This window comes from Pseudomonas mosselii (assembly GCF_019823065.1).
Classification (GTDB): domain Bacteria; phylum Pseudomonadota; class Gammaproteobacteria; order Pseudomonadales; family Pseudomonadaceae; genus Aquipseudomonas; species Aquipseudomonas mosselii.
In genome coordinates this window covers 4,511,080-4,534,403 of record NZ_CP081966.1, presented here as the reverse complement: position 1 = coordinate 4,534,403, position 23,324 = coordinate 4,511,080, and the positions used below count along the sequence as shown (strand labels likewise).

Here is a 23,324-nt window from a genome sequence, read left to right as displayed (position 1 = left end):
TGAGTTTCCCTACATGGCAGACAGCAAGCCACAAATCGTCATTACCTATTGCACCCAGTGCCAGTGGCTGCTGCGCGCCGCCTGGCTGGCCCAGGAACTGCTCAGCACCTTTGCCGACGACCTCGGCCGGGTGGCGCTGGAGCCTGGAACCGGCGGGGTGTTCCGCATCACCTGCGACGGCGTGCAGATCTGGGAACGCAAGGCCGACGGCGGCTTCCCCGAGGCCAAGGTGCTCAAGCAGCGGGTGCGCGACCAGATCGATCCGCAGCGCGACCTGGGCCACAACGATCGCTGATCAGGCGCTTTCGGGCTGTGGCTGGCGGGCGGGTTGCTCGGCGGCCAGGCGGCTGGACAGCACGATGGCGAAGATGATCAAGGCGCCGCCGGCGAGCATGCGCAGGGTCGGCTGTTCGGCGAACACCACCCAGGCCACGGCGATGCCGTACACCGGCTCCATGCCGAACACTACCGCGGCTGTGCGCGCCTTGATCACCGCCAAGCTGGCGACGAACAGGCTGTGGGCGACGCCGGTGCAGAAAACGCCGAGCAGGGCGATCCACAGCCAGTCCAGCGGCGTCACCGCGTCCAGGCCGGGCGCGGCGAACGGCAGCAGGCACAGGCTCACCACCAGGTTCTGCCACAGCGCTGCCTGCACGGCGGGCAGGCGCCCGGAACCGGCGCGGTTGGTCAGCGACAGCAGCGAGAACAGCAGGCCCGAGAGCAGCGCCCAGAGCAGCCCGCCGGTGGCTTCGCTGGCCAGGTCGAAGGCCGGGGTGACCAGCACCAGGCCAATGCTCACCAGCAGCACCAGCAGCGCTTCGTTGCGGCGGATGCGTTCACGGAACAGCAGGCCCTCAAGGATCACGGTGAAGGCCGGGAAGCTGGCGAAACCGAGAGTGGCGATGGCCACGCCGCCGACCTTGACCGCGATGAAGAAGCTCACCCAGTGCCCGGCCAGCAGCGCGCCGCCCAGTAGCAGGCGGCGCAGGTCCTGGCCGCGCAGCGGCTGCCAGGCCTGGCGCGCCAGGCCGGCGAACAGGGTCAGGGCCAGCACCGCGAACAGGGCGCGGCCGAAGACGATGATCGAGGGGCTGGCGCTGGCGGCCAGCTTGCCGAAGACGCCGGTCAGGCCGAAGAACAGCGCGCCGATATGCAGGGCGCCGAGGGCGGTGCGGTGGTTCATGGTGGTCCTTTGCATTCGCAGGGAGAGAAGATCCTGGCGCTCAGTGTAAGAGCCCGGTCTAGCTGTGTCTGTCGCCCACCTCGCGCCCGTTGTCGCCAGACTCGCGCCGCAACGCCAGCGGCGTGCAGCCGAACGCCCGCATCACCGCCGCGCTGAAGGCACTCTGCGAGCCATACCCCACCCGCGCCGCGACCTCGCCCACCGGCAACAGCGTTTCACGCAACAGTCGCCGGGCCATCGCCAACCGCCGCTCACGGATATAGTCCATCGGCGTCATACCGCGCTCGCTGGCAAAACGCGCATGCAGTCGCGCGCTGGAAAGCCCGGCCAGCCGCGCCAGATCGGCGACCTGCAATGGATAGGCGGCGTGCTGCTCGATATGCCGGTCGAAGGCGGCATAGGGCAGGCGCCTGCTGGCCAGTACCGGGGCACCGACCTGCGGGTTGAGGCTGGCCAGCAACAGCACCGCGCCTTGGCGGGCAATCAGCGGGTCGTCCACCGGGCTTGCCGCCAGCCAGTCCACCAACTGCTGCTGGCGGCTGTCCAGGCCCAGGGGGCCGGGGCGGTCGAGCAGGCGGCGGCTGTTGTCGGCGTGCTCGCCCAGGTGCTCGCCAAGCCAGTGCCCGCCTGGCACGTCCAGCACCAGGCAGTGGCTACCCTCGGGGCTGCCGCAGGTGTGGTGGGCACCGGCAGGCACCACCATCAGGTCCTGGCGACCGACCCTGCCGCCGCGGCCATCCACCTCGAAATCCAGGCGTCCGCCCAGGCCGAACACCAGTTGCGAGTGGTCGTGGCTGTGGGCGATCAGGTCGTGGCGATAATGGCGCAGCGAAAGCAGGGGGGCGGCGGTCATGGTGAGTCCTCACGAAGCAGGTGAAGAGTGTACACCTCAAGGCGGACGCAGGATGGTCATGCACCTGCCACCAATCTGTCACCGGTGCCTGCCAGTCTCCAGCAAACAGCGCCGGAGCCTGCCCATGACCCACGCCGAACCCCTTCGCCCGTCACGCAAGCTGCGTGTCCGCACCCTGTGGATTTCCGATGTGCACCTGGGCACCCGGGATTGCCAGGCCGAACACCTCGCGCATTTTCTCAAGGGCTACCAGGCCGAGCGCATCTACCTGGTCGGCGATATCATCGACGGCTGGAAACTGCGCGGCGGCATCTACTGGCCCCAGGCTCACACCAACGTCATCCGCCGCCTGCTGACCCTGAGCAAGCGCGGTACCGAAGTGATCTACGTCACCGGTAACCATGACGAGTTCCTGCGCCGCTACTCGAAACTGATCCTGGGCAATATCCAGCTGGTGGACGAGGCCGAGCACCTCACCGTCGATGGCCGGCGGCTGTTGGTGATCCACGGCGACCAGTTCGACGTGATCACCCGCTACCACCGCTGGCTGGCGTTTCTCGGCGACCGGGCCTACGAATTCACCCTGGTGCTCAACCGCTGGCTCAACCACTGGCGCGCCCGTTATGGCTACGGTTATTGGTCGTTGTCGGCGTACCTCAAGCACAAGGTCAAGGGGGCGGTGAACTTCATCAGCGATTTTGAAGACGCCATCGCCCACGAGTGCACCCGGCGTGGCTTCCAGGGCGTGGTGTGCGGGCATATCCACCATGCCGAGATTCGTCGGGTGGGCGAGGTGGAGTACCTCAACTGCGGTGATTGGGTGGAGTCGTGCACGGCGCTGATCGAGCACTGGGACGGGCGGATCGAGCTGTACCGGTTCGCCGAGGCGCAGGCGCGGGAAGCCGCGTCGCGCCTGGCGGAGCTTGGTGAACCGGCTTGATCGCCGTCCCTGCCGGTCAGGCCGACGCTTTCAGGGCTGTCTTGTAGATCGACTGCCTGGGCCGGGCGAACAGCCGCTCCATCATCGGCTCGAAGAACGACAGCGGCAGGCTCGGGTACTCGGGGTCGAATGCCGCCGCGTCGTAGCGCGCGCAGAACTCGATGGTCCGTTGGTATTGCGGGTGATCGCTGAACTGCTCGCGCAGGTGGCGATCCATGCCTAGGTGGTGAAAGAAATAGTAGCCCTGGAAGATCCCGTGCTTCTCGACCATCCACAGGTTCTCGGCGCTGACAAAGGGCTTGAGAATCGCTGCGGCGATATCCGGGTGATTGTAGCTGCCGAGGGTGTCGCCAATGTCATGCAGCAGGGCGCAGACCACGTACTCCTCGTCGCGGCCGTCACGGTAGGCGCGGGTGGCGGTCTGCAGCGAGTGGCTCAGGCGATCGATGGGAAAACCGCCGAAGTCGCCATCGAGCAGGCGCAGGTGGGCGAGGATGCGCTGGGGCAACTGCTGGGCATAGGCGCGAAAGTCGTCGGCAATGATTGCCCAGTCCTGGGCGGTGCCGTCGCGCATGTGGCTGAAATTCGCTTGCTTGTTCATCGCCGCGGGCCACTCGTGTCGGGGGCATGCCTGGCAGTGTTGGCCAGGGCGCGGGCTTTGGCAGTGGCCGGCCGGGACGCGAACCTGGCCTTGCGGGCCGATTCAGAGGCTGAGCCGGCCCAGCAGGATGTCGCGGAACATGGCGAAGTCGCCGACCAGGCTATACCAGGGATGGGTGAAGGTGGCCGGCCGGTTCTTCTCGAAGAAGAAATGCCCGGCCCAGGCGAAGCCGTAGCCGGCCAGCGGCACGGTCAGCAGCAACAGCCACTGGCCGCTGCCGATGCTGTAGGCGAGCAGGGCGATCACCAGGCTGGTGCCGACGAAGTGCAGGCGACGGCAGGTGGCGTTGCTGTGCTCGCCCAGGTAGTAGGGATAGAACTCGGCAAAACTGCGGAACTGCGCTGTGCGGGTCATGGCGGGTTTCCGGATCTGCGGGTCGTGCTTACAGGATACACGGCGTGGAGCCTGAATCGAGTCTAGAGTCATTGGGGGCAGTGGCCAGTGACAATAGGCGCCAATTGAGTATCCTTTCGGTTCACCGCAGGAGCGGTCAGCACAAGAGCCTGTCATGAGTGAGAGAACCACGTCAGCCAGCTGGGCATCAGGGATCGTCAAGGCACTCGAGCTGGAAGGGCTCGATTGTCCGGCCATGTTCAAGCAACTAGGGCTCGACTTTTCCGCCCTCGACGACCCCGATGCGCGATTCACCCAGGATTCGATGACCCGGCTGTGGCAGCTGGCGGTCGAGTTGTCGGGCAATGAGGCCATCGGCCTGAACATGGCCCGGGTGGTGCGACCGGCCTCGTTCCATGTGGTGGGTTATGCGCTGATGTCCAGCCGCACCCTGGCCGAGGGTTTCGAGCGCCTGGTGCGCTACCAGCGGATCATCGCCGAGAGCTCGGACCTGAGCTTTCGCCTCGAGCCGGACGGCTACGCCCTGGTGCTGACCGTGCATGGCGATCACCTGCCACCGACCCGGCACAGCGCCGAGGCCTCCCTGGCCTGTGCCCTGGCCCTGTGCACCTGGCTCAGCGGGCGGCCGATCCAGCCGCGGCGGGTGCTGATCCAGGGCGGCCAGCCGAAGAATGTCGAGCCGTACAAGGTGGCGTTCCATGCACCGCTGGTGTTTGGCGCGCCCCATGACGCGCTGGTGCTCGAGCGTGCCGACATGGAGGCGCCGCTGCCGACCGCCAACGAGGCGATGGCGGTGCTGCATGATCGCTTTGCCGGGGAATACCTGGCGCGCTTCTCGGAAAGCCGCGTGACCCACCGCGTGCGCCAGGTGCTGTGCCGCATCCTGCCCCAGGGCGAGCCCAAGCGCGAGACCGTGGCCCAGGCCCTGCACCTGTCGCAGCGCACCTTGCAAAGACGTCTGCAGGACGAGGGCACCAGCTTCCAGACCCTGCTCGACGACACCCGCCGCGAACTGGCCGAGCAGTACCTGGCCCAGCCCGGCACCACCTTGCTGGAGACCGCCTACCTGCTGGGTTTCGCCGATCCGAGCAACTTCTACCGGGCGTTCCGCCGCTGGTTCGACACCACCCCGAGCGAGTACCGCACGCGGTTGTCGGTCAGTGACGCCAGAACGCCGGCATGCACAACACCAGCACCGTGATGATCTCCAGGCGGCCCAGCAGCATGCCGCCGGAGAGGATCCACTTGGCCGCGTCCGGCAGGCTGGCGTAGTTGCCGGCCGGGCCGATCACCTCGCCCAACCCGGGGCCTACACCCGACACCGTGCCGGCGGCGCCGGTCAGCGCGGTCATCCAGTCCACGCCCAGCAGTGACAGCAGCAGGGCGATGATGCAGATGGTGATGGCGAAGAAGAACGAGAAGGTCAGGATCGAACGCACGATCTCTTCGTCGAGGCGATGGCCATTGTACTTCTGCTTGATCACCGCCCGCGGGTGGATCAGCTGGTTGAGGTTGGCCTTGAGCAGGATGTAGGCGACCTGGAAGCGGAAGATCTTGATGCCGCCGGCGGTGGAGCCCGAGCAACCGCCGACGAAGCCCAGGTAGAAGAACAGCATCAGCGAGAAGTTGCCCCACATGCTGTAGTCGCCCAGGGCGAAGCCGGTGGTGGTGACCACCGAGGTGACGTTCAGCGCCACGTGACGCAGGGCGTCGAGCCAGTGCAGGTCGGTGGTGGCCCAGTACCAGGTGCCGAGCACCAGCCAGGTGGCCACCAGCATGGCCAGCAGGCCCTGCACCTGCTGGTCCTTGATCAGTGCCTTGCGGTGGCCGCGCAGGGTGGCCACGTACAGGGTGAACGGCACGCTGCCGAGAATCATCACCACCACCGCGACCCAGTGCACCGCAGGGATGTCCCATTTGGCCAGGGACTGGTCGGAGGTGGAGAACCCGCCGGTGGAGATCGCCGACATGGCGTGGTTGATCGCGTCGAATGGGCTCATCCCCGCCCACCAGAACGCCAGGCTGCCGAGCACGGTGATGCCGACATACACCGCGACGATCGACTTGGCGACCATGTGCGAGCGCGGCATGACCTTTTCCGAACGGTCCGAGGACTCGGTCTGGAACAGGCGCATGCCACCGATGCGCAGCAGCGGCAGGATCGCCACCGCCATGCCGATGAAGCCGATGCCGCCCAGCCAGTGCAGCATCGAGCGCCACATCAGGATACCCGGCGACATGGTGTCCAGGCCGCTGAGCACGGTGGCGCCGGTGGCGGTGATGCCAGACATGCTTTCGAAGAAGGCGTCGGTGTAGCTGATGTGTTGCGTCAGCAGGAACGGCAGGGCGGCGAACACGCAGACCACCAGCCAGCTGCTGACGGTCAGCAGGTACATGTCGCGGGGACGCAGGTGCACGTGCTCGGGGCGGCCGGGGATGACCAGGCCGAGCCCGGCGAGGAAGGTGATCAGGCTCGACCAGAGGAACGACGGCATGTCGCCGGTGCGCTCGAAGACCACCAGGGTCGCCATGGGCACCACCATGCTCACTGCCAGGGTGATCAGGAAGATGCCGATGATGAAACCAATGATCCTTAAGGTCGGCAACGCCATGTGATCTGCTCTGACTCGCTACGGAAAGGGCGTCATTCTACCTGTGGGGGAGGTGATGTAAACGTACGATTGAGCGTGTCGTGGAAGCGCTGCTGCTCCTGCGACAGGGCAATCCCGCTCCCACAAGGGCGGCGCTATGGTGCAGAATGGCCGCACTTCCAATCTGCCAGGAGGGTAGCCCGTGGAGGCTCTCGACGCATTGCTCAACCGTGTTTCCGTGCCACGCCTGACTGAACCGGCGCCCAATGCCGCCCAGCGCGAGGCCCTGTTCCAGGCCGCGCTACGTGCGCCGGACCATGGCCAGTTGCGTCCCTGGCGCTTCCTGACTATCGAGGGGCAGGGCCGCGAGAAGCTCGGCGAGCTGTTCGCCGAGGCGGTGCAGGCCAAGGGCGATGCCACTCCGGCCGCGCTGGACAAGGCCCGGGCGATGCCGCTGCGGGCGCCGTTGCTGATCGTGGTGATCGCCCGCTTGCAGGATCATTTCAAGGTGCCGAAGATCGAGCAGCGCCTGGCCGCCGGCTGCGCCGCCCACGGCATCCTCGTTTCCGCCCACGCCCAGGGTATCGGCGCCGTGTGGCGCACCGGCGACATGGCGTACGACGCCCATGTGCACGAGGGCTTGGGCCTTGAGGCGAGTGAAGAGGTGGTCGGCTACCTGTATGTCGGCACGCCGATGGGCGAGCCGCGCACGGCGCCGGTCCTGGAGACGGCGCGGTACGTCAGCGCCTGGGGCGAGTGAGCATTGGGGCCGCTCTGCGGCCCCGCGATTTGTCAGCCAGCACTGAGGTTGCAGGGAAGCGCCAGCGTCGCAATGAACCCACCCTGCGGATGATTGCCCAGCACCAGGCTTCCGCCATGGCGCTCAGCCGCCTTGCGCGCAATCGCCAGCCCCAGGCCATGCCCCGGCGCCTCCTGCCCCGGCGCCCGGAAGAACGGCTCGCCCAACTGCGCCAGGTGCTCTGCCGCCACCCCCGGCCCATGATCGCGCACGCTCAGCACGATGCGATCCTGTTCGCGGCGGGCATGCACCTCGATTGGCTGCCCGGCCGGATTGAAGCGCAGGGCATTGCGCAATAAATTGTCCACCGCCCGTTCGATCAAGGTCGGCCAGCCGTGCAAGGTCAGGCCTGCCTGCGCCTCCAGTCGCACGTCCTGTTCCGGCGCTGACAGTTGGGCGTCCTTGCGCACGCCGCCCAGCAAGGCATTGAGGTCAACGGGCTCGGCATGGGCCTGGTCGGCATCGACCCGGGCCAGCACCAGGATCTCGCTGATCAGGTCTTCCAGACGATCGCACTCGCGGGTCAGCCGCGGCCACAGGGCCTGGCGCTGCTGCGGTTCGGCGCGTTCGGCCAGGGCCAGGGCGATGCGCAGCCGCGCCAGCGGCGAGCGCAATTCGTGGGATACATCGCGCAGCAGCTGGCGCTGGCTGCCGATCAGGCTCTGCAGGCGCGCGCCCATCTTGTTGAAATCGTTGGCCAGCACGCCGAACTCGTCGCGGCGCACTGCCAGCCGCGCCAGGCTGTTCTGCTGGTAACTGGTTTGTCCAAGGTCGTGCACCGCGCCGCGCAGGCGGCTGAGCGGTCGGGTGATCGACAGGGTGACCAGCAGGCTGAACAGGGTCAGTACCACCAGGGCGATCCCCAGGGCGCTGAGCGGCCAGATCAGGCTCTCGCGGTGCCAGGCGGCCAGTTCGGGGTGGGGAATGCGGTAGATCAGCAGATAGGTCTCGCCGCTGGTGGGGCTGGTGTATTCCTCGGTCAGGCGGCGCCAGGGCAGGCGGCGCTCGTCGTTGTGCTGGCGCGCCTCGAAGGCGGCGGCGCGGCGCGGGAAGGTACCGGGCACCACGGCATCGCCGCTGTCGTCGAGCACCTGCACGTCGATCTTGTAGCGCTGCTTGCGTCGCTCCAGGAAGCGCTGTGACGACTCCAGGCCGTCCTGTTCATAGTGTTGGGCCCAGTGACTGGCCAAGTTGTTCAGGCCCGGATGGCGGCTGAGGATCCAGGTGTCCTGGTTGAGCATGTGCCCGAGCAGGATCGACAGCCCGGCGACCAGGGCGATGGCCAGCCAGAAGCTGGCCAGGATGCGCCAGAACAGTGAACGCAAGACGAGCACCTCCGAGAAAGGGCGAAAGCCCGGCCCGCGGGGCGCGGGCCGGGCATCGGGCTGACAGCTTACTGGGCCTTGCCGGCTTTTTCAGCCTTCCAGGCCTGGAACTCCTTCCATTCGGCCTTGCGCGCGGCGCGTTCCTTCTGCAATTCGTCGAACTTCTTCTGCTGCTCGGGCTTGAGCAGGGCGCGAATCTGGCCGTCGGTCTTGTCGTGGCTGGCCTTGAGTTCGTCCTTCATCGCTTTCTGCTCGGCGGCCGGCAGCTTGGCCATGTAGCGCTCGGTGATGTCGCGGCGCTGCTGCATCTGCTCGCCCATCAGCTTGCCGATCTGCTGGCGCTGGTCGCGGCTCAGGTCCAGCTGGGCGAAAGGCGCGTCACCGCGATGATGGGGGCCGTCGTGGCGCGGGCCGCCGTCAGGCATGGCCATGGCCACGGTCGGCAGGGCGGCGGCGAACATCAGGGCGATCAGGGTCTTGCGCATGGTGTCTCTCCTTTCAGGGGCCGGCGGTTACCGGATGAGCCCAGTCTAGGGAGATCAAGGTCAAGGGCGGTCAGGCGAGGGTAAAGGCTGGGTAAAGATGAGCGGGGGCGCGAAGCGGCCCCCCAACGCCTACAAGCTGTAGTAGTAGCCGCGGCTGCGCAGGGCAACGATGCGCGGGCGGCCATCCGGGTGCGGGCCGATCTTCTTGCGCAGGTTGCTGACGTGCATGTCCAGGCTGCGGTCATAAAGCGTGAGCTTGCGACCCAGGCCGATCTGCGCCAGTTCCTGCTTGTCCAGCGGCTCGCCGGGCTGGCGCAGCAGCGCCTCGAGGATGCGGCTCTCGGACAGCGTAAGGGTCATCTCGCGCTCGTCGATGCTGACCACGCCACGCACCGGGCTGAAGGTCAGGTCGCCGATCTCGACCTGGCTGCTGGGCGCGCTGGGGTGGCTGCGGCGCAGCACGGCGCGCAGGCGGGCGGTGAGCTCGCGGGGGTCGCAGGGCTTGGCCAGGTAGTCGTCGGCGCCCAGCTCCAGGCCGAGGATGCGGTCCAGCGGCTCGCCCCGGGCCGAGAGCATCAGCACCGGCAGGTCGGTGTGCTCGCTGCGCAACTGTTTGAGCAGTTCCAGGCCGCTGCCATCGGGCAGCATGACATCCAGCACCACCGCCGCCGGGGCGTGGGTGGCCAAGGCCTGGCGCGCACTCTGGCCATCGTGGCAGGCGCGCACCGCAAACCCTTCCTGGGTCAGCCAGCTGCCGAGCAGCTCGCACAGTTCCTGGTCATCATCAATCAGTAACAGCTCGCTCATGTCTCACTCAATTCAACCATTGCCGGCGTCTTCTGTGTCCGCCGCTGGCTAAGATACCGCAGACTGCCGACAACAGTGCAACGACCGAACCGATCAGGAACCACTGCTGCTGGTCGGTGAGCAGGCGCTGGGGCGCGCTGCTGGCGGCCTGCAGCTCCTTGACCGCCAGCTTCAGACGCTGGTTGTCCTGGCGCAGGCGCGAGAGTTGGGCGCTTTCGCGCGCGTTGTCCTGGTTCTGCAGTTGCAGGGTCAGCGCGTCGCGCTGTTTCTCGCTTTCTTCCAGGCGCTGCTGCAGCTCGGTGATCCGCGCCCCGGCTTCCAGCGACAGCGGCTGTTCGGCCGCGGCGAAAGGGGACGACAGCAACAGGCAAAGCAGCAGGGACATCGGACCTTGACGCATTGGAACTCCTGATTCGTATCGATTCAGGAGGTTGTCGGCCGGTTGTCGGAATTTATGAATAGCGCAGCGCGGGGTGTGGCAAGAAGCAGGCTTTGTCGGCGCGGCCTTGGCCTGCTACCACAAGGCCTGTGCTCAACAGCCCGTTTATGGCAGGACTTGCTTGAATGGCTTGACCACGACCTTGTCGTAGACGCCCGCGGCGATGTACGGGTCGGCGTCGGCCCAGGCCTGGGCCGACGCCAGCGAATCGAACTCGGCGACGATCAGGCTGCCGCTGAAACCGGCGGCTCCCGGGTCGTTGCTGTCGATGGCAGGGTGCGGGCCGGCAAGCACTACACGGCCCTCGGCCTTGAGCTGTTGCAGGCGCTCAATATGGGCGGGGCGTGCGGCCAGGCGTTTTTCCAGGGAGTTTTCGACGTCGCTGGCGATGATGGCGTAGAGCATGTCAGTCCTTGGGTTTGGAGGTGGAAGGGTCGGTATCGTGCAGGTGACGCGACAGGTAGACACCCTGGGCCACCAGGAACAGCACGGTCATGCCCAGGCTGCCGAACACCTTGAAGTCGACCCAGATGTCCTGGAAGGTGAAGGCGACGAACAGGTTGGCGGCGCCGCACACCAGGAAGAAGCCGATCCACGCCAGGTTCAGGCGGGTCCAGACTGTTTCAGGGAGTGTCAGGGCGTGGCCCATGATGCGCTTGATCAGCACCCGGTCACCGATGAAGTGGCTGCCGGCGAAGGCCAGGGCGAACAGCCAGTTGACCACCGGCGCCTTCCATTTGAGGAAGGTCTCGCTGTGGAAGGCCAGGGTCAGGCCGCCGAACACCAGGCAGGCAACCAGGGTCAGCAACTGGCCCTTTTCCAGCTTGCCGTGGCGCAGGAACAGCGCGCCGTAGACCACCACGGAGCTGGCGATCAGCATGGCGGTGGCGCTGTAGATCCCGCCAAACTCGAAGCCGTGGCCGGCGAATTCGACCGGGCGCGGGTCCAGTTTGTAGACAATGAAGAACAGCAGCAGCGGGATGAAATCGATGAATTGTTTCACAGTGGCAGCCAGAAGCGGGATGTGACGGCATAATAACAAACATCGATTCCTGCGAAAGCGCTCCTCCATGAATGTTGATCTGCACTGTCACAGCACGGCCTCCGACGGCGCCATGTCGCCCACGGCACTGGTCGCCCGGGCCCATGAGCACGGGGTGCGGATGCTGTCTCTCACCGACCACGACACCCTCGAAGGCCTGCCCGAGGCCCGCCAGGCCTGCCTGGACAACGGCATGCAGTGGATCAGCGGGGTGGAGTTGTCGTGCACCTGGGGCGGCGCCACCATCCATGTGCTGGGTTACGATTTTCCGCTCGGTGCCCCGCCCTTGCTCGAGGCCATCGACAACCTGCACCGTGGCCGCTGGCTGCGCGCCGAGGAAATCGACCGCAAGCTGGCGGCCAAGGGCATGCCCGGCGCGCTGGACGGCGCGCGCGCCGTGCAGCAGGAGCTGGGTGACAGCGGCAACGCTCCGGCGCGCCCGCACTTCGCCGAATTCCTGGTGCGCGCAGGTTTCGTCAAGGACCGTGGCGAGGCCTTTCGCAAGTGGCTGGGCGCCGGCAAGTTGGGGGACGTCAAGCTGCACTGGCCGACGCTGGAGGAAACTGTCGCCACGTTGCGCCAGTCCAATGCCTGGGTGAGCCTGGCCCATCCCATGCACTACGAACTGACCCGCAGCAAGCGCAGACGGCTGATTGCCGACTATATTCAGGCAGGAGGGCAGGCGCTGGAGGTGGTCAATGGGATGATGCCGCCCGAGCAGGTGGGGACCATGTCGATCCTTACCCGTGAGTTCGGCTTGCTGGCAAGCGCCGGCAGTGACTTCCACGGCCCTGGCACCTGGGGCGAGATCGGTGCCTACCGGCCATTGCCCGAGGACCTGCCACCCCTGTGGCGCCGATTCCGACATGAACAGCCTATGGCGGTATGAACAGGACGACTACGTGAGCCAATTTTTCCAGATCCACGCGGAAAATCCGCAGGCGCGCCTGATCAAGCAGGCGGTCGAGATTATCCGCAAGGGTGGGGTCGTGGTCTACCCGACCGACTCGGCCTATGCGATGGGCTGCCAGATCGGCGACAAAGGTGCCATCGAGCGGGTGCGCCGCCTGCGCCAGTTGGACAAGAACCACAACTTCACCCTGCTGTGCTGCGACCTGTCCGAGATGGGCACTTTCGCCAAGATCGACACGGCGACGTTCCGCCTGCTCAAGGCGCACATTCCGGGGCCCTATACCTTCATCCTCAACGCCACCCGTGAAGTGCCGCGCCTGTTGTTGCACGACAAGCGCCGTACCATCGGCTTGCGCGTGCCGTCCAACCCCATCGTCCTGGCCCTGCTCGAAGAGCTTGGCGAGCCGCTGATGAGCGTCAGCCTCATCCTGCCGGGTGACGATGAGCCGATGACCGATCCCTACGAGATCCGCCAGCGCCTGGAGCACCATGTCGACCTGATCATCGACGGTGGCTTCGGCGACCTGAAGGCTTCGACCGTCATCGACCTGTCCGGTGACGAGCCGGAGCTGATCCGTGAAGGCTGCGGCGACCCCACGCCGTTCCTGGTCAACGTGTGAGCCAGCTGGAAGCGCCCGAGGCGCCGGCCCTGGAGGCTGAAGCGCCGCAGCAGTTGCAATTGGCCCTGGTCTACGGCGAAGCCCTGACCGAGCTGCCGGTTGACCTGTACATCCCGCCGGACGCGCTGGAAGTGATCCTTGAGGCCTTCGAAGGCCCGCTGGATCTGCTGCTGTACCTGATCCGCAAGCAGAACATCGACATCCTCGACATTCCGGTGGCCGAGATCACTCGCCAGTACATGGGCTATGTCGAACTGATGAAGAGCGTGCGCCTGGAACTGGCCGCCGAGTACCTGGTGATGGCCGCCATGCTCGCCGAGATCAAGTCGCGCATGTTGCTGCCGCGCTCCAGCGAGATCGAGGAAGAGGAGGGCGACCCGCGCGCCGAACTGATCCGCCGCCTGCAGGAGTACGAGCGCTTCAAGGCTGCCGCCGAAGGCATCGATGAACTGCCGCGGGTTGGCCGCGACGTCGTCGTGCCGCGCCTCGAGGCGCCCCAGGCCAAGGTGCGCAAGCTGCTGCCGGAGGTGGCGCTGGAGGAGATCCTGCTGTCCATGGCCGAGGTCATGCGCCGCAACGACCTGTTCGAGAGCCACCAGATCACCCGCGAGACCTTGTCGACCCGCGAGCGCATGAGCGAGGTGCTCGAACGCCTCAAGGGCGGTGGCTTCGTGCCTTTCGTCGAACTGTTCACCCGCGAGGAGGGCAAGCTCGGCGTGGTGGTGACCTTCATGGCGATTCTCGAACTGGTGAAGGAATCGCTGATCGAACTCGTGCAAAATGAGCCTTTCGCCCCGATCCACGTCCGTGCCCGGGCAGAGTGACCTGACGACTACCGATGAACCTGAACGAACCCCGCGAACTGGCGTCGCTGATCGAGGCCTTCCTGCTTGCCTCGGGCAAGCCGCAATCCCTCGAACGCCTTCACGAGTTGTTCGAGGAGGCCGAGCGCCCGGCCCCCGCTGTTTTCAAGAAGGCCCTGGAGGTGCTGGGCAAGTCCTGCAGCGGCCGTGCCTTCGAGCTCAAGGAGGTGGCCAGCGGCTATCGCCTGCAGATTCGCGAAGACTATGCGCCCTGGGTCGGTCGCCTGTGGGAGGAGCGCCCGCAGCGCTATTCCCGCGCGCTGCTGGAAACCATGGCGCTGATCGCCTATCGCCAGCCCATCACCCGTGGCGAGATCGAGGACGTGCGCGGCGTGGCGGTCAACAGCAACATCATCAAGACCCTGATGGAGCGCGAGTGGATCCGTATCGTCGGCTACCGCGAGGTGCCTGGCCGGCCGGCGATGTTCGCCACCACCAAGGCGTTTCTCGATCACTTCAACCTCAAGAGCCTCGACGAGCTGCCGGCATTGGCCGAGTTGCGCGAGTTGGAGCCTGAACCGATGCTCGATCCGGACGAGGCGCCGGTGCCAGCGCATCTGCAAGCCATGGCCGATGCCAGCCTGGACGAGGAGGGCGAAGAGGTGGAGTCCAAGGAGGAGACCAGTTTTCGCTCGCTGCTGGTTGAGCTGGATGCGATGGAAGAGGGGCTCAAGACCGATTTCGATGATTTGCGCGATGAGGCGTCCATCGAGCCCGAGGATGAACCAAAGGCCTGACTGCCGGCTTTGTGGGAGCGGGCTTGCCCCGCGATGAGGCTGGCATCGCCAACGCATACCTTTGGGCGGAACCTACAGAGCTATCATCAAAAACCTTCTACCCTCCAGTGCGTTCCCCCGCCGAACCGCGTATGATGCGCGCCCGCTTTCACTACTACACCGGGAGGTGCCCAGATGAGTGACAAAGACCTGCAAGACCAACAACCTACCCCGCCGTCCGGCGAAAAGCTGCAGAAAGTGCTGGCGCGCATCGGCGTCGGCTCGCGTCGTGACGTCGAGGCCTGGATCGGCCAGGGCCGTATCAAGGTCAACGGCGTCGAGGCCACCCTGGGCCTGCGCGTCGACCTGCACGACGCCATCACCGTAGACGGCAAGCTGATCAAGCGTGTCGAGGCCGCCGAGGCGACCCGCCGCGTGATCATGTACAACAAGCCCGACGGCGAAATCTGCACCCGTGACGACCCGGAAGGCCGCCCGACCGTGTTCGACCGCCTGCCGCGCCCGAAAGAGGGCCGCTGGATCAATATCGGCCGTTTGGACATCAACACCACCGGCCTGCTGCTGTTCACCACCGACGGCGAGCTGGCCAACCGCCTGATGCACCCGTCCTATGAAATGGACCGCGAGTACGCCGTGCGTGTGCGCGGTGAGGTCGACGACGACATGATCGATCGCCTCAAGGCCGGCGTGGTGCTCGAGGACGGCCCGGCCAAGTTCACTGACATCCAGAAGGCACCGGGCGGCGAAGGCTTCAACCACTGGTACCACTGCGTGGTGATGGAAGGCCGCAACCGTGAAGTGCGCCGCCTGTGGGAATCCCAGGGCGTGGTGGTCAGCCGCCTGAAGCGTGTGCGTTTCGGCCCGGTGTTCCTCAACTCCGACCTGCCGATGGGCCGCTGGCGCGAAATGAGCCAGGGCGAGATCGACATCCTGGCCGCCGAAGTCGGCCTGCAGCCAGTGGCGCTGCCGGAGATGAAGCTCAAGGCCAAGGACAAGCTCGAGCGTCTGCAGCGCAAGTCGACCCGTCCGCTGGGGCGTGGCGAGCGTGTGCGCACTTTGCGTCCGGCTGCCGAAGGTAAGGCCGAGCGCCCGGCGCGCGCGCCGCGTGAAGAGTCTGCGCCGCGCAAGAGTGGTCGTGGCAGCACGGTGGCCGAGCGCCCGAGCGAGATGCGCAAGCGTCCGGCCCGTCCCGAGGGCGACAAGCCTGCCGGCCGTGGCCGCGGCAAGCCGCGTGGCTGATTCGCCTCGGTAGCGAAAGAGCCAGCCTTCGGGCTGGCTTTTTTGTGGCTGCGGTTTATGGCACGGGGCAAATCGGCCCCAAGTACCTGAACAGACAGAAATTTTCCCGGCCAGTGGCAAATTTTCAAACCACTATGTAAAGAAAATTATACGATTCGAGGCCTTTTCCTCGGCTTGCCAGTGATTTACCGCTCTTCGTCACAAAATCTTTCCAAGACTTGCGCGCCAGAGCCTCCCCGACACCCTTTCCCCCCTTCCCAAACCCCTGCCCAAACGCTGAGATAGCGCCATTGCCGTGTGCAGAGCCAGGCAGGATAGCCAGGCATCGAAAACAACAAAATGGAGGCGCCATGTACGCCGATCACTCCGCCTTTTCAGGCCTTCACCCCAGGACCGGTGCGTTTTTTCCACAGGAAACGATGCAACGCGTTGACGCCTGCGCGTTTGCAGGGGTATACAATGCGCCGCGTTTTACCTGTGACCCCCTTGCGTACCGCGCACTCTTGCTGACACCCGGTTGATCCGTCCGGGCACCTCGCCCGTCAGGACAGTCCCGTCCAAGAACCCAAGGTAACCACCTTGCCCATTCCGCTGCGCCACGAGTGCGGTGGGTCCGATTCCGTCACAGATAAAAACAAGCAGGTGACTTCGTTCATGAGTGGACATAATTCACAGTCTGGCGAGCTCAAGCGTGGCTTGAAGAACCGCCATATCCAACTGATCGCCCTGGGTGGCGCGATCGGCACCGGATTGTTCCTGGGCTCGGCCGGCGTGATGAAGTCCGCCGGTCCGTCGATGATCCTCGGCTATGCGATCTGCGGCTTCATCGCCTTCATGATCATGCGCCAGCTCGGCGAGATGATCGTCGAAGAGCCGGTGGCCGGCTCGTTCAGCCACTTTGCACACAAGTACTGGGGTGGTTTCGCCGGCTTCTTGTCGGGCTGGAACTGCTGGGTGCTGTACATCCTGGTGGGCATGTCGGAGCTGTCGGCAGTGGGCAAGTACGTCCATTACTGGTGGCCGGAGATCCCGACCTGGGTGACCGCGGCGGCGTTCTTCCTGCTGATCAACGCCATCAACCTGATGAACGTGAAGTTCTTCGGCGAGGCCGAGTTCTGGTTCGCGATCATCAAGGTCGCCGCTATCGTCGGCATGATCGGCCTCGGCGCCTACCTGCTGACCAGTGGCAGTGGCGGCCCGGAAGCGTCGGTGACCAACCTGTGGGCCCATGGCGGCTTCTTCCCGCATGGCGTCAGCGGCCTGGTGATGGCCCTGGCCTTCATCATGTTCTCCTTCGGTGGCCTGGAAATGCTCGGCTTCACCGCAGCCGAGGCCGACAAGCCGAAGACCGTGATCCCCAAGGCGATCAACCAGGTCATCTACCGCATCCTGATTTTCTACGTGGGCGCCCTGGTGGTGCTGCTGTCGCTGACCCCGTGGGACAGCCTGGTGGCGAGCATCGACGCTTCCGGCGGCAGCTACGGCAGCAGCCCGTTCGTCCAGGTCTTCTCGCTGCTGGGTAGCGACGTGGCCGCGCACCTGCTGAACTTCGTGGTCCTGACCGCGGCGCTGTCGGTGTACAACAGCGGCACCTACTGCAATGCCCGCATGCTGCTGGGCATGGCCGAGCAGGGCGATGCCCCGGCGGCGCTGGCCAAGGTCGACCGTCGCGGCGTGCCGGTACGCTCGATCCTGGTGTCGGCGGCCGTGACCCTGATCGCGGTGCTGCTCAACTACCTGATGCCGCAGAATGCCCTGGAGCTGCTGATGTCGCTGGTGGTGGCGACCCTGGTGATCAACTGGGCGATGATCAGCTACTCGCACCTGAAGTTCCGCCAGCACCTCAACCGCACCGGCCAGAAGCCGCTGTTCAAGGCGCTGTGGTACCCGTACGGCAACTACCTGGTGCTGGCCTTCGTGGTGCTGATCCTCGGCATCATGCTGCAGATCCCGGGCATCCAGGTATCGGTGTACGCCATGCCGGTATGGCTGGTGGTGATGTATGTGGCCTACCAACTGAAGAGCAAGCGTGGCTCCCAGGCCAATGGCGCTGCTGGCAGCATCGCCAAGTAAGCACTGAGGCGCACCAACAAAGAACCCGATGCCGGGTAACGGGCATCGGGTTTTTTGTTGCCTGTGCCGGCCTCAGATTTGTTCGAGCAACCAGCCGCGAAACGCCCGCAGCGAAGGCAATGCCTCATTCCTGGGCGGATAGATCAGGTAGTAGCTGCGTTGGCTGGCAAACGGTGTGCCCGGGCTGAAAAGTTCGCCGCTGGCCAGTTCCTCCTGCACCAGGATTCTGGGCACCAGGCCAATGCCTATGCCTGCCCGAACCGCTTGAATCAAATGCGAGGTCAGCTCGAAACTTGGCCCAAGGCGCATCGTCCGGTGGGGCAGGGCATGGTGGGAAAACCACTCTCCCCAGGCATGGGGGTTGTTGGCGACGTTGAGCAGTACCTCCTCGCTCATCCTTTGCGGGTTCCAATGCCCGTCCACCTTGGCTTCGGGTGGCAGGATCACCACCAGTTCCTCGGCGTGCAGGCGATGGCAGACCAGTCCGGGCAGGTCGTGGGTGGCCACGCCGATGGCCGCGTCGATCTCGCTGGTGTCGAAGTTGATGGCTTCGATACGGGAATGAATGTGTACCAGCATGCCGGGGTGGGCGCTGTAGAACGCATGCAGGCGCGGCAGCAGCCATTTCGAGCCGAAGGTCGGCAGGGTCGCCAGGCGCAGGGTGCCGACCCCGGACTGGTAGGCCAGGGCCTGCAAGGTGGCGCTGCGGATTCGGCCGAGGGCCTCGCTGAGCTCGCGCTGGTACAGGCGGCCGACATCGGTCAGCTGCACCTGGCGCCCCTCGCGACGGAACAGGGTGAGCCCCAACTGTTGCTCCAGCGCCTGCACCTGGCGGCTCACCGCGCTCTGGGTCAGCGAAAGCTCGGCGGCGGCGCGGGTATAGCTTTCATGCCGCGCGGCCGCCTCAAAGGCCAGCAGCAGCGACATGGACGGCGTGAGGTGGCGGTAATTCATTCATAAAGCTCATTGATAGCGGCAGGAATATCCATTTGCCCCTGGCGCGAAACTACAGGAACATTGGCCTGTTCGATATCCTCCCATGAGTCATTCATGCAGGAGTGACAAGATTTCCGTGAATTAGCCCGATATCAAAGAGGCATCCTTCGATGATCGCCCAGCTGCCGCCCCGTGCGCCCGCCGCCCACTATCCCGAGTTTCTCGAAGCCCTCAAGAGCAGTGGCTTCCGTGGCCAGATCAGTGCCGACTACGGCACCCGCACCGTGCTGGCCACCGACAACTCCATCTACCAGCGCCTGCCCCAGGCGGCGGTGTTCCCATTGGATGCCGACGATGTGGCGCGGGTCGCCACGCTCATGGCCGAGCCGCGCTTTCGCGATATCAAGCTGACCCCGCGTGGCGGTGGCACCGGCACCAACGGCCAGTCGCTGACCGACGGCATCGTCGTCGACCTGTCGCGGCACATGAACAGCATTCTCGAGATCAACGTCGAGCAGCGCTGGGTGCGGGTCCAGGCGGGCGTCGTCAAGGACCAGCTCAACGCCGCGCTCAAGCCCCATGGGCTGTTCTTCGCGCCAGAGTTGTCGACCTCCAACCGCGCCACCGTCGGCGGCATGATCAACACCGACGCCAGCGGCCAGGGCAGTTGCACCTATGGCAAGACCCGCGACCACGTGCTCGAGCTGCACAGTGTGCTGCTCGGTGGCGAGCGTCTGCACAGCCTGCCGATCGACGACGCGACGCTGGAGCAGGCCTGCGCCGCGCCCGGCCGGGTCGGCGAGGTGTACCGCATGGCCCGCGAGATCCAGCAAACCCAGGCCGGGCTGATCGAAAGCACCTTCCCCAAGCTCAACCGCTGCCTGACCGGCTACGACCTGGCGCACCTGCGCGACGAGCAGGGTCGCTTCAACCTCAACAGCGTACTGTGCGGCGCCGAAGGCTCGCTGGGCTATGTGGTCGAGGCCAAGCTCAATGTGCTGCCGATCCCGAAGTACGCGGTGCTGGTCAACGTGCGCTACACCAGCTTCATGGACGCCCTGCGCGACGCCAATGCGCTGATGGCGCACAAGCCGCTGTCGATCGAGACCGTTGACTCCAAGGTGCTGATGCTGGCGATGAAGGACATCGTCTGGCACAGCGTCGCCGAGTATTTCCCGGCCGACGCCGAGCGCCCGACGCTGGGTATCAACCTGGTGGAGTTCTGTGGCGACGAGCCGGCCGAGGTCAATGCCCGGGTCGAGGCGTTCGTTGCCCACCTGCAGCGCGACACCAGCGTCGAGCGCCTGGGGCATACCCTGGCGGAGGGCGCCGAGGCGGTCACCCGGGTCTACACCATGCGCAAGCGTTCGGTGGGGCTGCTGGGCAACGTCGAGGGCGAAGTGCGGCCACAGCCGTTCGTCGAGGACACCGCCGTGCCGCCGGAGCAGCTGGCTGACTACATCGCCGACTTCCGCGCGCTGCTTGACGGTTACGGCCTTGCCTACGGCATGTTTGGCCATGTCGATGCCGGCGTGCTGCACGTGCGTCCGGCGCTGGACATGAAGGACCCGGCCCAGGCCGCGCTGGTCAAGCCGATCTCCGATGCCGTGGCGGCGCTGACCCAGCGCTATGGCGGCCTGCTCTGGGGCGAGCATGGCAAAGGCCTGCGCTCGGAGTACGTACCGGAATACTTCGGCGAACTGTACCCGGCGCTGCAGCGTCTCAAGGGCGCCTTCGACCCGCACAACCAGCTCAACCCAGGCAAGATCTGCACCCCGCCTGACAGCGCCGAAGGCCTGACCCCCGTGGATGGCGTGACCCTGCGCGGTGACCTGGACCGCAGTATCGACGAGCGCGTCTGGCAAAGCTTCGGCAGCGCCGTGCACTGCAACGGCAACGGCGCCTGCTACAACTACGACCCCAACGACGCCATGTGCCCGTCGTGGAAGGCCACCCGTGAACGCCAGCACTCACCCAAGGGGCGTGCTTCGCTGATTCGCGAATGGCTGCGTCTGCAGGGCGAGGCGAACATCGATGTGCTCGCCGCCGCCCAACGCAAGGGGGCCTGGTTCATGGGGCTGCCGGCGCGCCTGCGCAACAGCCGTGCGCGCCAGCAGGGACAGGAAGACTTCTCCCACGAGGTATACGACGCCATGGCCGGCTGCCTGGCGTGCAAGTCCTGCGCCGGGCAGTGCCCGATCAAGGTCAACGTGCCGGACTTCCGCTCGCGCTTCCTCGAGCTGTACCACGGCCGCTACCAGCGCCCGTTGCGCGATTACCTGATCGGCTCGCTGGAGTTCACCATCCCGTACCTGGCCCATGCGCCGGGCCTGTACAACGCGGTGATGGGCTCGAAGTGGGTGAGCAGGCTGCTGGCGGACAAGGTCGGCATGGTCGACAGCCCGCTGATCAGCCGTTTCAACTTCCAGGCCACCCTGACCCGTTGCCGGGTCCAGGTGGCGAGCGTGCCGGCCCTGCGTGAGCTGACCCCGGCCCAGCGCGAGCGCAGCATCGTGCTGGTGCAGGATGCCTTCACCCGCTATTTCGAGACGCCACTGTTGGCCTCGTTCATCGAGCTGGCCCACCGCCTGGGGCACAAGGTGTTCCTCGCGCCCTATAGCGCCAACGGCAAGCCGTTGCACGTGCAGGGTTTCCTCGGTGCCTTCGCCAAGGCGGCGTTGCGCAACGCCACCCAGCTCAAGGCCCTGGCCGACTGCGGCGTGCCGTTGGTGGGGCTGGATCCGGCGATGACCCTGGTCTACCGCCAGGAGTACCAGAAGGTCGATGGCGTGGAGTGCCCGTCGGTGCTGCTGCCCCAGGAGTGGCTGATGAACGTGCTGCCCGAGCAGGCGCCGGCCAAGGGCGACAGCTTCCGCCTGATGGCCCACTGCACCGAGAAAACCAATGTGCCAGCCAGTACCAAGCAGTGGGAGCAGGTGTTCGCCCGCCTGGGGCTGAAGCTGGTCACCGAGGTCACCGGTTGCTGCGGCATGTCCGGTACCTATGGGCATGAAGCGCGCAACCAGGAAACCTCGAAGACCATCTTCGAGCAGTCCTGGGCGACCAAGCTGGACAAGCAGGGTGAGGCATTGGCGACCGGCTACTCGTGCCGCAGCCAGGTCAAGCGCATGACCGAGAAGCAGTTGCGTCATCCATTGGAGGTGGTGTTGCAGTACGCGCAGCGCTAGTCAATTGCTGGGGGCGCATAGCGCCCCCGGTTTATCGCTCCCGTTGCAGTCGAGCTTGTCGGTACAGATAACAACTCAACAACAACCCGCATCCCGCTGCTGCCGCCGCGAACAGGAACATCGAGGCAAATCCGAACCCCGCCGCCACTGCGCCCACCAGCGGCCCGGTGATCCCCAGCGACAGGTCGATGAACAGGGAATAGGCCCCCACCGCCGCGCCGCGGTTGGCTGGCGACACCTGGTTCACGGCTTCCACCCCTAACGCGGGAAATACCAGTGAGAATCCGAAACCGCTCAGCGCCGCACCGGCCAGGGCCATCTCGGCGCTGGAGGCGAGCCACAGCATCAGCAACCCCAGGGTCTCAATCGACAGGCAGGCGATCGCCACGCGGAAGCCGCCGATGCGATTGATCAGGTTGCCGAAAAGCAGGCGCGCGCAGATGAAGCTGGCACCGAACAGGCTCAGGGTCAGCGCGGCATTGGGCCAGTCACGGCTGGCATAGAACAGCGTGATGAAGGTGGCGATGGTGCCGAAGCCGATCGAACCCAGGGCCAGCCCCGAACCATGGGGGAACACCTTGCCCAGCACTCGCATGAACGGCAGGCGCACGCCGGCGACCACCGGCGCGGCGCGCTTGGGCCAGGCCAGCAGCAGGCCGAGCACGCCGAGCAGGATGATGCTGGCGCCGATACTCCACAGGCCAAGGCTCTTGGCCATCAGGACTCCCAGGGGTGCACCGATCGCCAGGGCGCCATAGCTGGCGATGCCGTTCCAGGAAATCACCTTGGCGGTATTCTGCGAGCCGACCCGGCCGATGCCCCAGCCGATCGAGCCCGAGCCCACCAGGCTTTCGGCGCTACCCAGCACCAGGCGTCCGACCAGCAAGCAGGCAAGGCTCAGCCAGGGCCAGGGTGTGAGGAAGTGGCAGGCCAGCATGAACACTCCGCTCAGGCCACAGCCGGCCAGGCCCCACATCACGGCCCGCTTGCTACCCAGGTTGTCGATGATGCGGCTCGCAGTGGGGCGGCTGAGCAGGGTGGCCAGGTACTGCACGCTGATGACCAGGCCGGCAACCACGGCGCTGAAGCCAAGGTCGTTGTGCACGTAGCTGGGCAGTACAGCCAGCGGGATGCCGATGTTCAGGTAGCCGATGAAGGTGAAGATGACAATGGCGACGACCTGGGCGGTGGTCCTGAGGGAGGAGGGGCGCTGCTCAAGCATGAAGGATTCCGGAAACGATAAGACCAAGGCGCGGTCATCATAGCCTGGTGGCGCA

The 23,324-nt window shown here is 65.6% G+C and carries 24 protein-coding genes; 11 read left to right on the top strand and 13 right to left on the bottom strand.

Features of this window, described 5'->3' with window-relative positions:
• The first annotated feature begins 13 nt into the window (after window positions 1–13).
• On the top strand, window positions 14–295 hold the full coding sequence (locus K5H97_RS20970) for a SelT/SelW/SelH family protein (RefSeq protein ID WP_028691101.1): 282 nt from the start codon (window positions 14–16) through the stop codon (window positions 293–295).
• Here K5H97_RS20970 and K5H97_RS20965 read toward each other — a convergent pair whose 3' ends face one another.
• A complete protein-coding gene (locus K5H97_RS20965) occupies window positions 296–1,183 on the bottom strand; it encodes a DMT family transporter (protein WP_028691100.1) in 888 nt (295 codons plus the stop codon).
• Window positions 1,184–1,241: 58 nt separating this feature from the next.
• A complete protein-coding gene (locus K5H97_RS20960; protein WP_028691099.1) occupies window positions 1,242–2,036 on the bottom strand; it encodes a helix-turn-helix transcriptional regulator in 795 nt (264 codons plus the stop codon).
• Window positions 2,037–2,160: 124 nt separating this feature from the next.
• Here K5H97_RS20960 and K5H97_RS20955 point away from each other — a divergent pair, with 124 nt between their 5' ends.
• Window positions 2,161–2,976 (top strand): UDP-2,3-diacylglucosamine diphosphatase, encoded by an 816-nt coding sequence (locus K5H97_RS20955; RefSeq protein ID WP_028691098.1) that lies wholly within the window; start codon window positions 2,161–2,163, stop codon window positions 2,974–2,976.
• A 16-nt stretch (window positions 2,977–2,992) separates the two neighbouring features.
• On the opposite strand, the gene K5H97_RS20950 is transcribed toward K5H97_RS20955, so the two are convergent.
• Together K5H97_RS20950 and K5H97_RS20945 are read right to left on the bottom strand one after the other, a co-directional pair.
• Window positions 2,993–3,577, bottom strand: a complete 585-nt coding sequence (locus K5H97_RS20950; protein ID WP_028691097.1) for an HD domain-containing protein — start codon at window positions 3,575–3,577, stop codon at window positions 2,993–2,995.
• Between the two features lie 102 nt (window positions 3,578–3,679).
• On the bottom strand, window positions 3,680–3,991 hold the full coding sequence (locus tag K5H97_RS20945; protein WP_028691096.1) for a DUF962 domain-containing protein: 312 nt from the start codon (window positions 3,989–3,991) through the stop codon (window positions 3,680–3,682).
• A gap of 154 nt (window positions 3,992–4,145) precedes the next feature.
• Here K5H97_RS20945 and K5H97_RS20940 point away from each other — a divergent pair, with 154 nt between their 5' ends.
• The gene (locus K5H97_RS20940) at window positions 4,146–5,192 is read left to right on the top strand and encodes an AraC family transcriptional regulator (RefSeq protein ID WP_028691095.1); all 1,047 of its coding nucleotides are present in this window, start codon (window positions 4,146–4,148) and stop codon (window positions 5,190–5,192) included.
• Here K5H97_RS20940 and K5H97_RS20935 read toward each other — a convergent pair.
• The gene (locus tag K5H97_RS20935) at window positions 5,149–6,603 is read right to left on the bottom strand and encodes a TrkH family potassium uptake protein (RefSeq protein WP_028691094.1); all 1,455 of its coding nucleotides are present in this window, start codon (window positions 6,601–6,603) and stop codon (window positions 5,149–5,151) included. The two genes, K5H97_RS20940 and K5H97_RS20935, sit on opposite strands and share 44 nt — an antisense overlap.
• A 181-nt stretch (window positions 6,604–6,784) precedes the next feature.
• Between K5H97_RS20935 and K5H97_RS20930 the strand changes: the two genes are divergently transcribed.
• Entirely contained in the window at window positions 6,785–7,342 is a 558-nt protein-coding gene (locus K5H97_RS20930) for a nitroreductase family protein (RefSeq protein WP_028691093.1), read from the top strand.
• A 32-nt stretch (window positions 7,343–7,374) separates the two neighbouring features.
• Here K5H97_RS20930 and K5H97_RS20925 read toward each other — a convergent pair whose 3' ends face one another.
• The 6 genes from K5H97_RS20925 to K5H97_RS20900 all read right to left on the bottom strand — a co-directional run bounded on the left by K5H97_RS20925 (window position 7,375) and on the right by K5H97_RS20900 (window position 11,440).
• Window positions 7,375–8,706, bottom strand: a complete 1,332-nt coding sequence (locus K5H97_RS20925) for a sensor histidine kinase (RefSeq protein WP_028691092.1) — start codon at window positions 8,704–8,706, stop codon at window positions 7,375–7,377.
• A gap of 68 nt (window positions 8,707–8,774) precedes the next feature.
• The gene (locus K5H97_RS20920; protein WP_028691091.1) at window positions 8,775–9,191 is read right to left on the bottom strand and encodes a Spy/CpxP family protein refolding chaperone; all 417 of its coding nucleotides are present in this window, start codon (window positions 9,189–9,191) and stop codon (window positions 8,775–8,777) included.
• Between the two features lie 129 nt (window positions 9,192–9,320).
• Complete coding sequence (locus tag K5H97_RS20915; RefSeq protein ID WP_028691090.1) at window positions 9,321–9,998, bottom strand: response regulator transcription factor; 678 nt, start codon at window positions 9,996–9,998, stop codon at window positions 9,321–9,323.
• A gap of 7 nt (window positions 9,999–10,005) precedes the next feature.
• Complete coding sequence (locus K5H97_RS20910; protein WP_371349942.1) at window positions 10,006–10,383, bottom strand: translation initiation factor 2; 378 nt, start codon at window positions 10,381–10,383, stop codon at window positions 10,006–10,008.
• Window positions 10,384–10,542: 159 nt separating this feature from the next.
• The gene (locus tag K5H97_RS20905) at window positions 10,543–10,842 is read right to left on the bottom strand and encodes a YciI family protein (RefSeq protein WP_028691088.1); all 300 of its coding nucleotides are present in this window, start codon (window positions 10,840–10,842) and stop codon (window positions 10,543–10,545) included.
• 1 nt (window position 10,843) lies between these two features.
• On the bottom strand, window positions 10,844–11,440 hold the full coding sequence (locus K5H97_RS20900; RefSeq protein WP_028691087.1) for a septation protein A: 597 nt from the start codon (window positions 11,438–11,440) through the stop codon (window positions 10,844–10,846).
• 67 nt (window positions 11,441–11,507) lie between these two features.
• Between K5H97_RS20900 and K5H97_RS20895 the strand changes: the two genes are divergently transcribed.
• From K5H97_RS20895 to K5H97_RS20870, 6 genes are all read left to right on the top strand, one after another.
• Window positions 11,508–12,368, top strand: coding sequence for a PHP domain-containing protein (locus tag K5H97_RS20895; RefSeq protein WP_028691086.1), 861 nt, complete (start codon window positions 11,508–11,510; stop codon window positions 12,366–12,368).
• A 13-nt stretch (window positions 12,369–12,381) separates the two neighbouring features.
• Complete coding sequence (locus K5H97_RS20890) at window positions 12,382–13,011, top strand: L-threonylcarbamoyladenylate synthase (RefSeq protein WP_036986145.1); 630 nt, start codon at window positions 12,382–12,384, stop codon at window positions 13,009–13,011.
• 125 nt (window positions 13,012–13,136) lie between these two features.
• A complete protein-coding gene (locus K5H97_RS20885) occupies window positions 13,137–13,835 on the top strand; it encodes a segregation and condensation protein A (protein WP_162175263.1) in 699 nt (232 codons plus the stop codon).
• A gap of 14 nt (window positions 13,836–13,849) precedes the next feature.
• Entirely contained in the window at window positions 13,850–14,611 is a 762-nt protein-coding gene (scpB, locus tag K5H97_RS20880) for an SMC-Scp complex subunit ScpB (protein ID WP_028691083.1), read from the top strand.
• 174 nt (window positions 14,612–14,785) lie between these two features.
• Complete coding sequence (gene rluB / locus K5H97_RS20875) at window positions 14,786–15,850, top strand: 23S rRNA pseudouridine(2605) synthase RluB (RefSeq protein WP_028691082.1); 1,065 nt, start codon at window positions 14,786–14,788, stop codon at window positions 15,848–15,850.
• A 654-nt stretch (window positions 15,851–16,504) separates the two neighbouring features.
• A complete protein-coding gene (locus K5H97_RS20870) occupies window positions 16,505–17,923 on the top strand; it encodes an amino acid permease (protein WP_028691081.1) in 1,419 nt (472 codons plus the stop codon).
• Between the two features lie 72 nt (window positions 17,924–17,995).
• Here K5H97_RS20870 and K5H97_RS20865 read toward each other — a convergent pair whose 3' ends face one another.
• Window positions 17,996–18,877 carry a LysR substrate-binding domain-containing protein gene (locus K5H97_RS20865; protein WP_028691080.1) on the bottom strand — a complete coding sequence of 294 codons (882 nt, stop codon included), beginning with the start codon at window positions 18,875–18,877 and terminating at the stop codon, window positions 17,996–17,998.
• Window positions 18,878–19,029: 152 nt separating this feature from the next.
• Here K5H97_RS20865 and ydiJ point away from each other — a divergent pair, with 152 nt between their 5' ends.
• Complete coding sequence (ydiJ, locus tag K5H97_RS20860; protein WP_028691079.1) at window positions 19,030–22,047, top strand: D-2-hydroxyglutarate dehydrogenase YdiJ; 3,018 nt, start codon at window positions 19,030–19,032, stop codon at window positions 22,045–22,047.
• 31 nt (window positions 22,048–22,078) lie between these two features.
• On the opposite strand, the gene K5H97_RS20855 is transcribed toward ydiJ, so the two are convergent.
• Complete coding sequence (locus K5H97_RS20855) at window positions 22,079–23,269, bottom strand: MFS transporter (protein WP_028691078.1); 1,191 nt, start codon at window positions 23,267–23,269, stop codon at window positions 22,079–22,081.
• Window positions 23,270–23,324: the final 55 nt, after the last annotated feature.

Coding starts and splice junctions, on each gene's coding strand:
- K5H97_RS20905 (WP_028691088.1), bottom strand. CDS start 10,842: ATGCTCTACGCCATCATCGCCAGCGACGTCGAAAACTCCCTGGAAAAA.
- K5H97_RS20915 (WP_028691090.1), bottom strand. CDS start 9,998: ATGAGCGAGCTGTTACTGATTGATGATGACCAGGAACTGTGCGAGCTG.
- K5H97_RS20895 (WP_028691086.1), top strand. CDS start 11,508: ATGAATGTTGATCTGCACTGTCACAGCACGGCCTCCGACGGCGCCATG.
- rluB (WP_028691082.1), top strand. CDS start 14,786: ATGAGTGACAAAGACCTGCAAGACCAACAACCTACCCCGCCGTCCGGC.
- K5H97_RS20945 (WP_028691096.1), bottom strand. CDS start 3,991: ATGACCCGCACAGCGCAGTTCCGCAGTTTTGCCGAGTTCTATCCCTAC.
- K5H97_RS20970 (WP_028691101.1), top strand. CDS start 14: ATGGCAGACAGCAAGCCACAAATCGTCATTACCTATTGCACCCAGTGC.
- K5H97_RS20965 (WP_028691100.1), bottom strand. CDS start 1,183: ATGAACCACCGCACCGCCCTCGGCGCCCTGCATATCGGCGCGCTGTTC.
- K5H97_RS20950 (WP_028691097.1), bottom strand. CDS start 3,577: ATGAACAAGCAAGCGAATTTCAGCCACATGCGCGACGGCACCGCCCAG.
- K5H97_RS20855 (WP_028691078.1), bottom strand. CDS start 23,269: ATGCTTGAGCAGCGCCCCTCCTCCCTCAGGACCACCGCCCAGGTCGTC.
- scpB (WP_028691083.1), top strand. CDS start 13,850: ATGAACCTGAACGAACCCCGCGAACTGGCGTCGCTGATCGAGGCCTTC.
- ydiJ (WP_028691079.1), top strand. CDS start 19,030: ATGATCGCCCAGCTGCCGCCCCGTGCGCCCGCCGCCCACTATCCCGAG.
- K5H97_RS20910 (WP_371349942.1), bottom strand. CDS start 10,383: ATGTCCCTGCTGCTTTGCCTGTTGCTGTCGTCCCCTTTCGCCGCGGCC.
- K5H97_RS20960 (WP_028691099.1), bottom strand. CDS start 2,036: ATGACCGCCGCCCCCCTGCTTTCGCTGCGCCATTATCGCCACGACCTG.
- K5H97_RS20870 (WP_028691081.1), top strand. CDS start 16,505: ATGAGTGGACATAATTCACAGTCTGGCGAGCTCAAGCGTGGCTTGAAG.
- K5H97_RS20955 (WP_028691098.1), top strand. CDS start 2,161: ATGACCCACGCCGAACCCCTTCGCCCGTCACGCAAGCTGCGTGTCCGC.
- K5H97_RS20920 (WP_028691091.1), bottom strand. CDS start 9,191: ATGCGCAAGACCCTGATCGCCCTGATGTTCGCCGCCGCCCTGCCGACC.
- K5H97_RS20865 (WP_028691080.1), bottom strand. CDS start 18,877: ATGAATTACCGCCACCTCACGCCGTCCATGTCGCTGCTGCTGGCCTTT.
- K5H97_RS20935 (WP_028691094.1), bottom strand. CDS start 6,603: ATGGCGTTGCCGACCTTAAGGATCATTGGTTTCATCATCGGCATCTTC.
- K5H97_RS20940 (WP_028691095.1), top strand. CDS start 4,146: ATGAGTGAGAGAACCACGTCAGCCAGCTGGGCATCAGGGATCGTCAAG.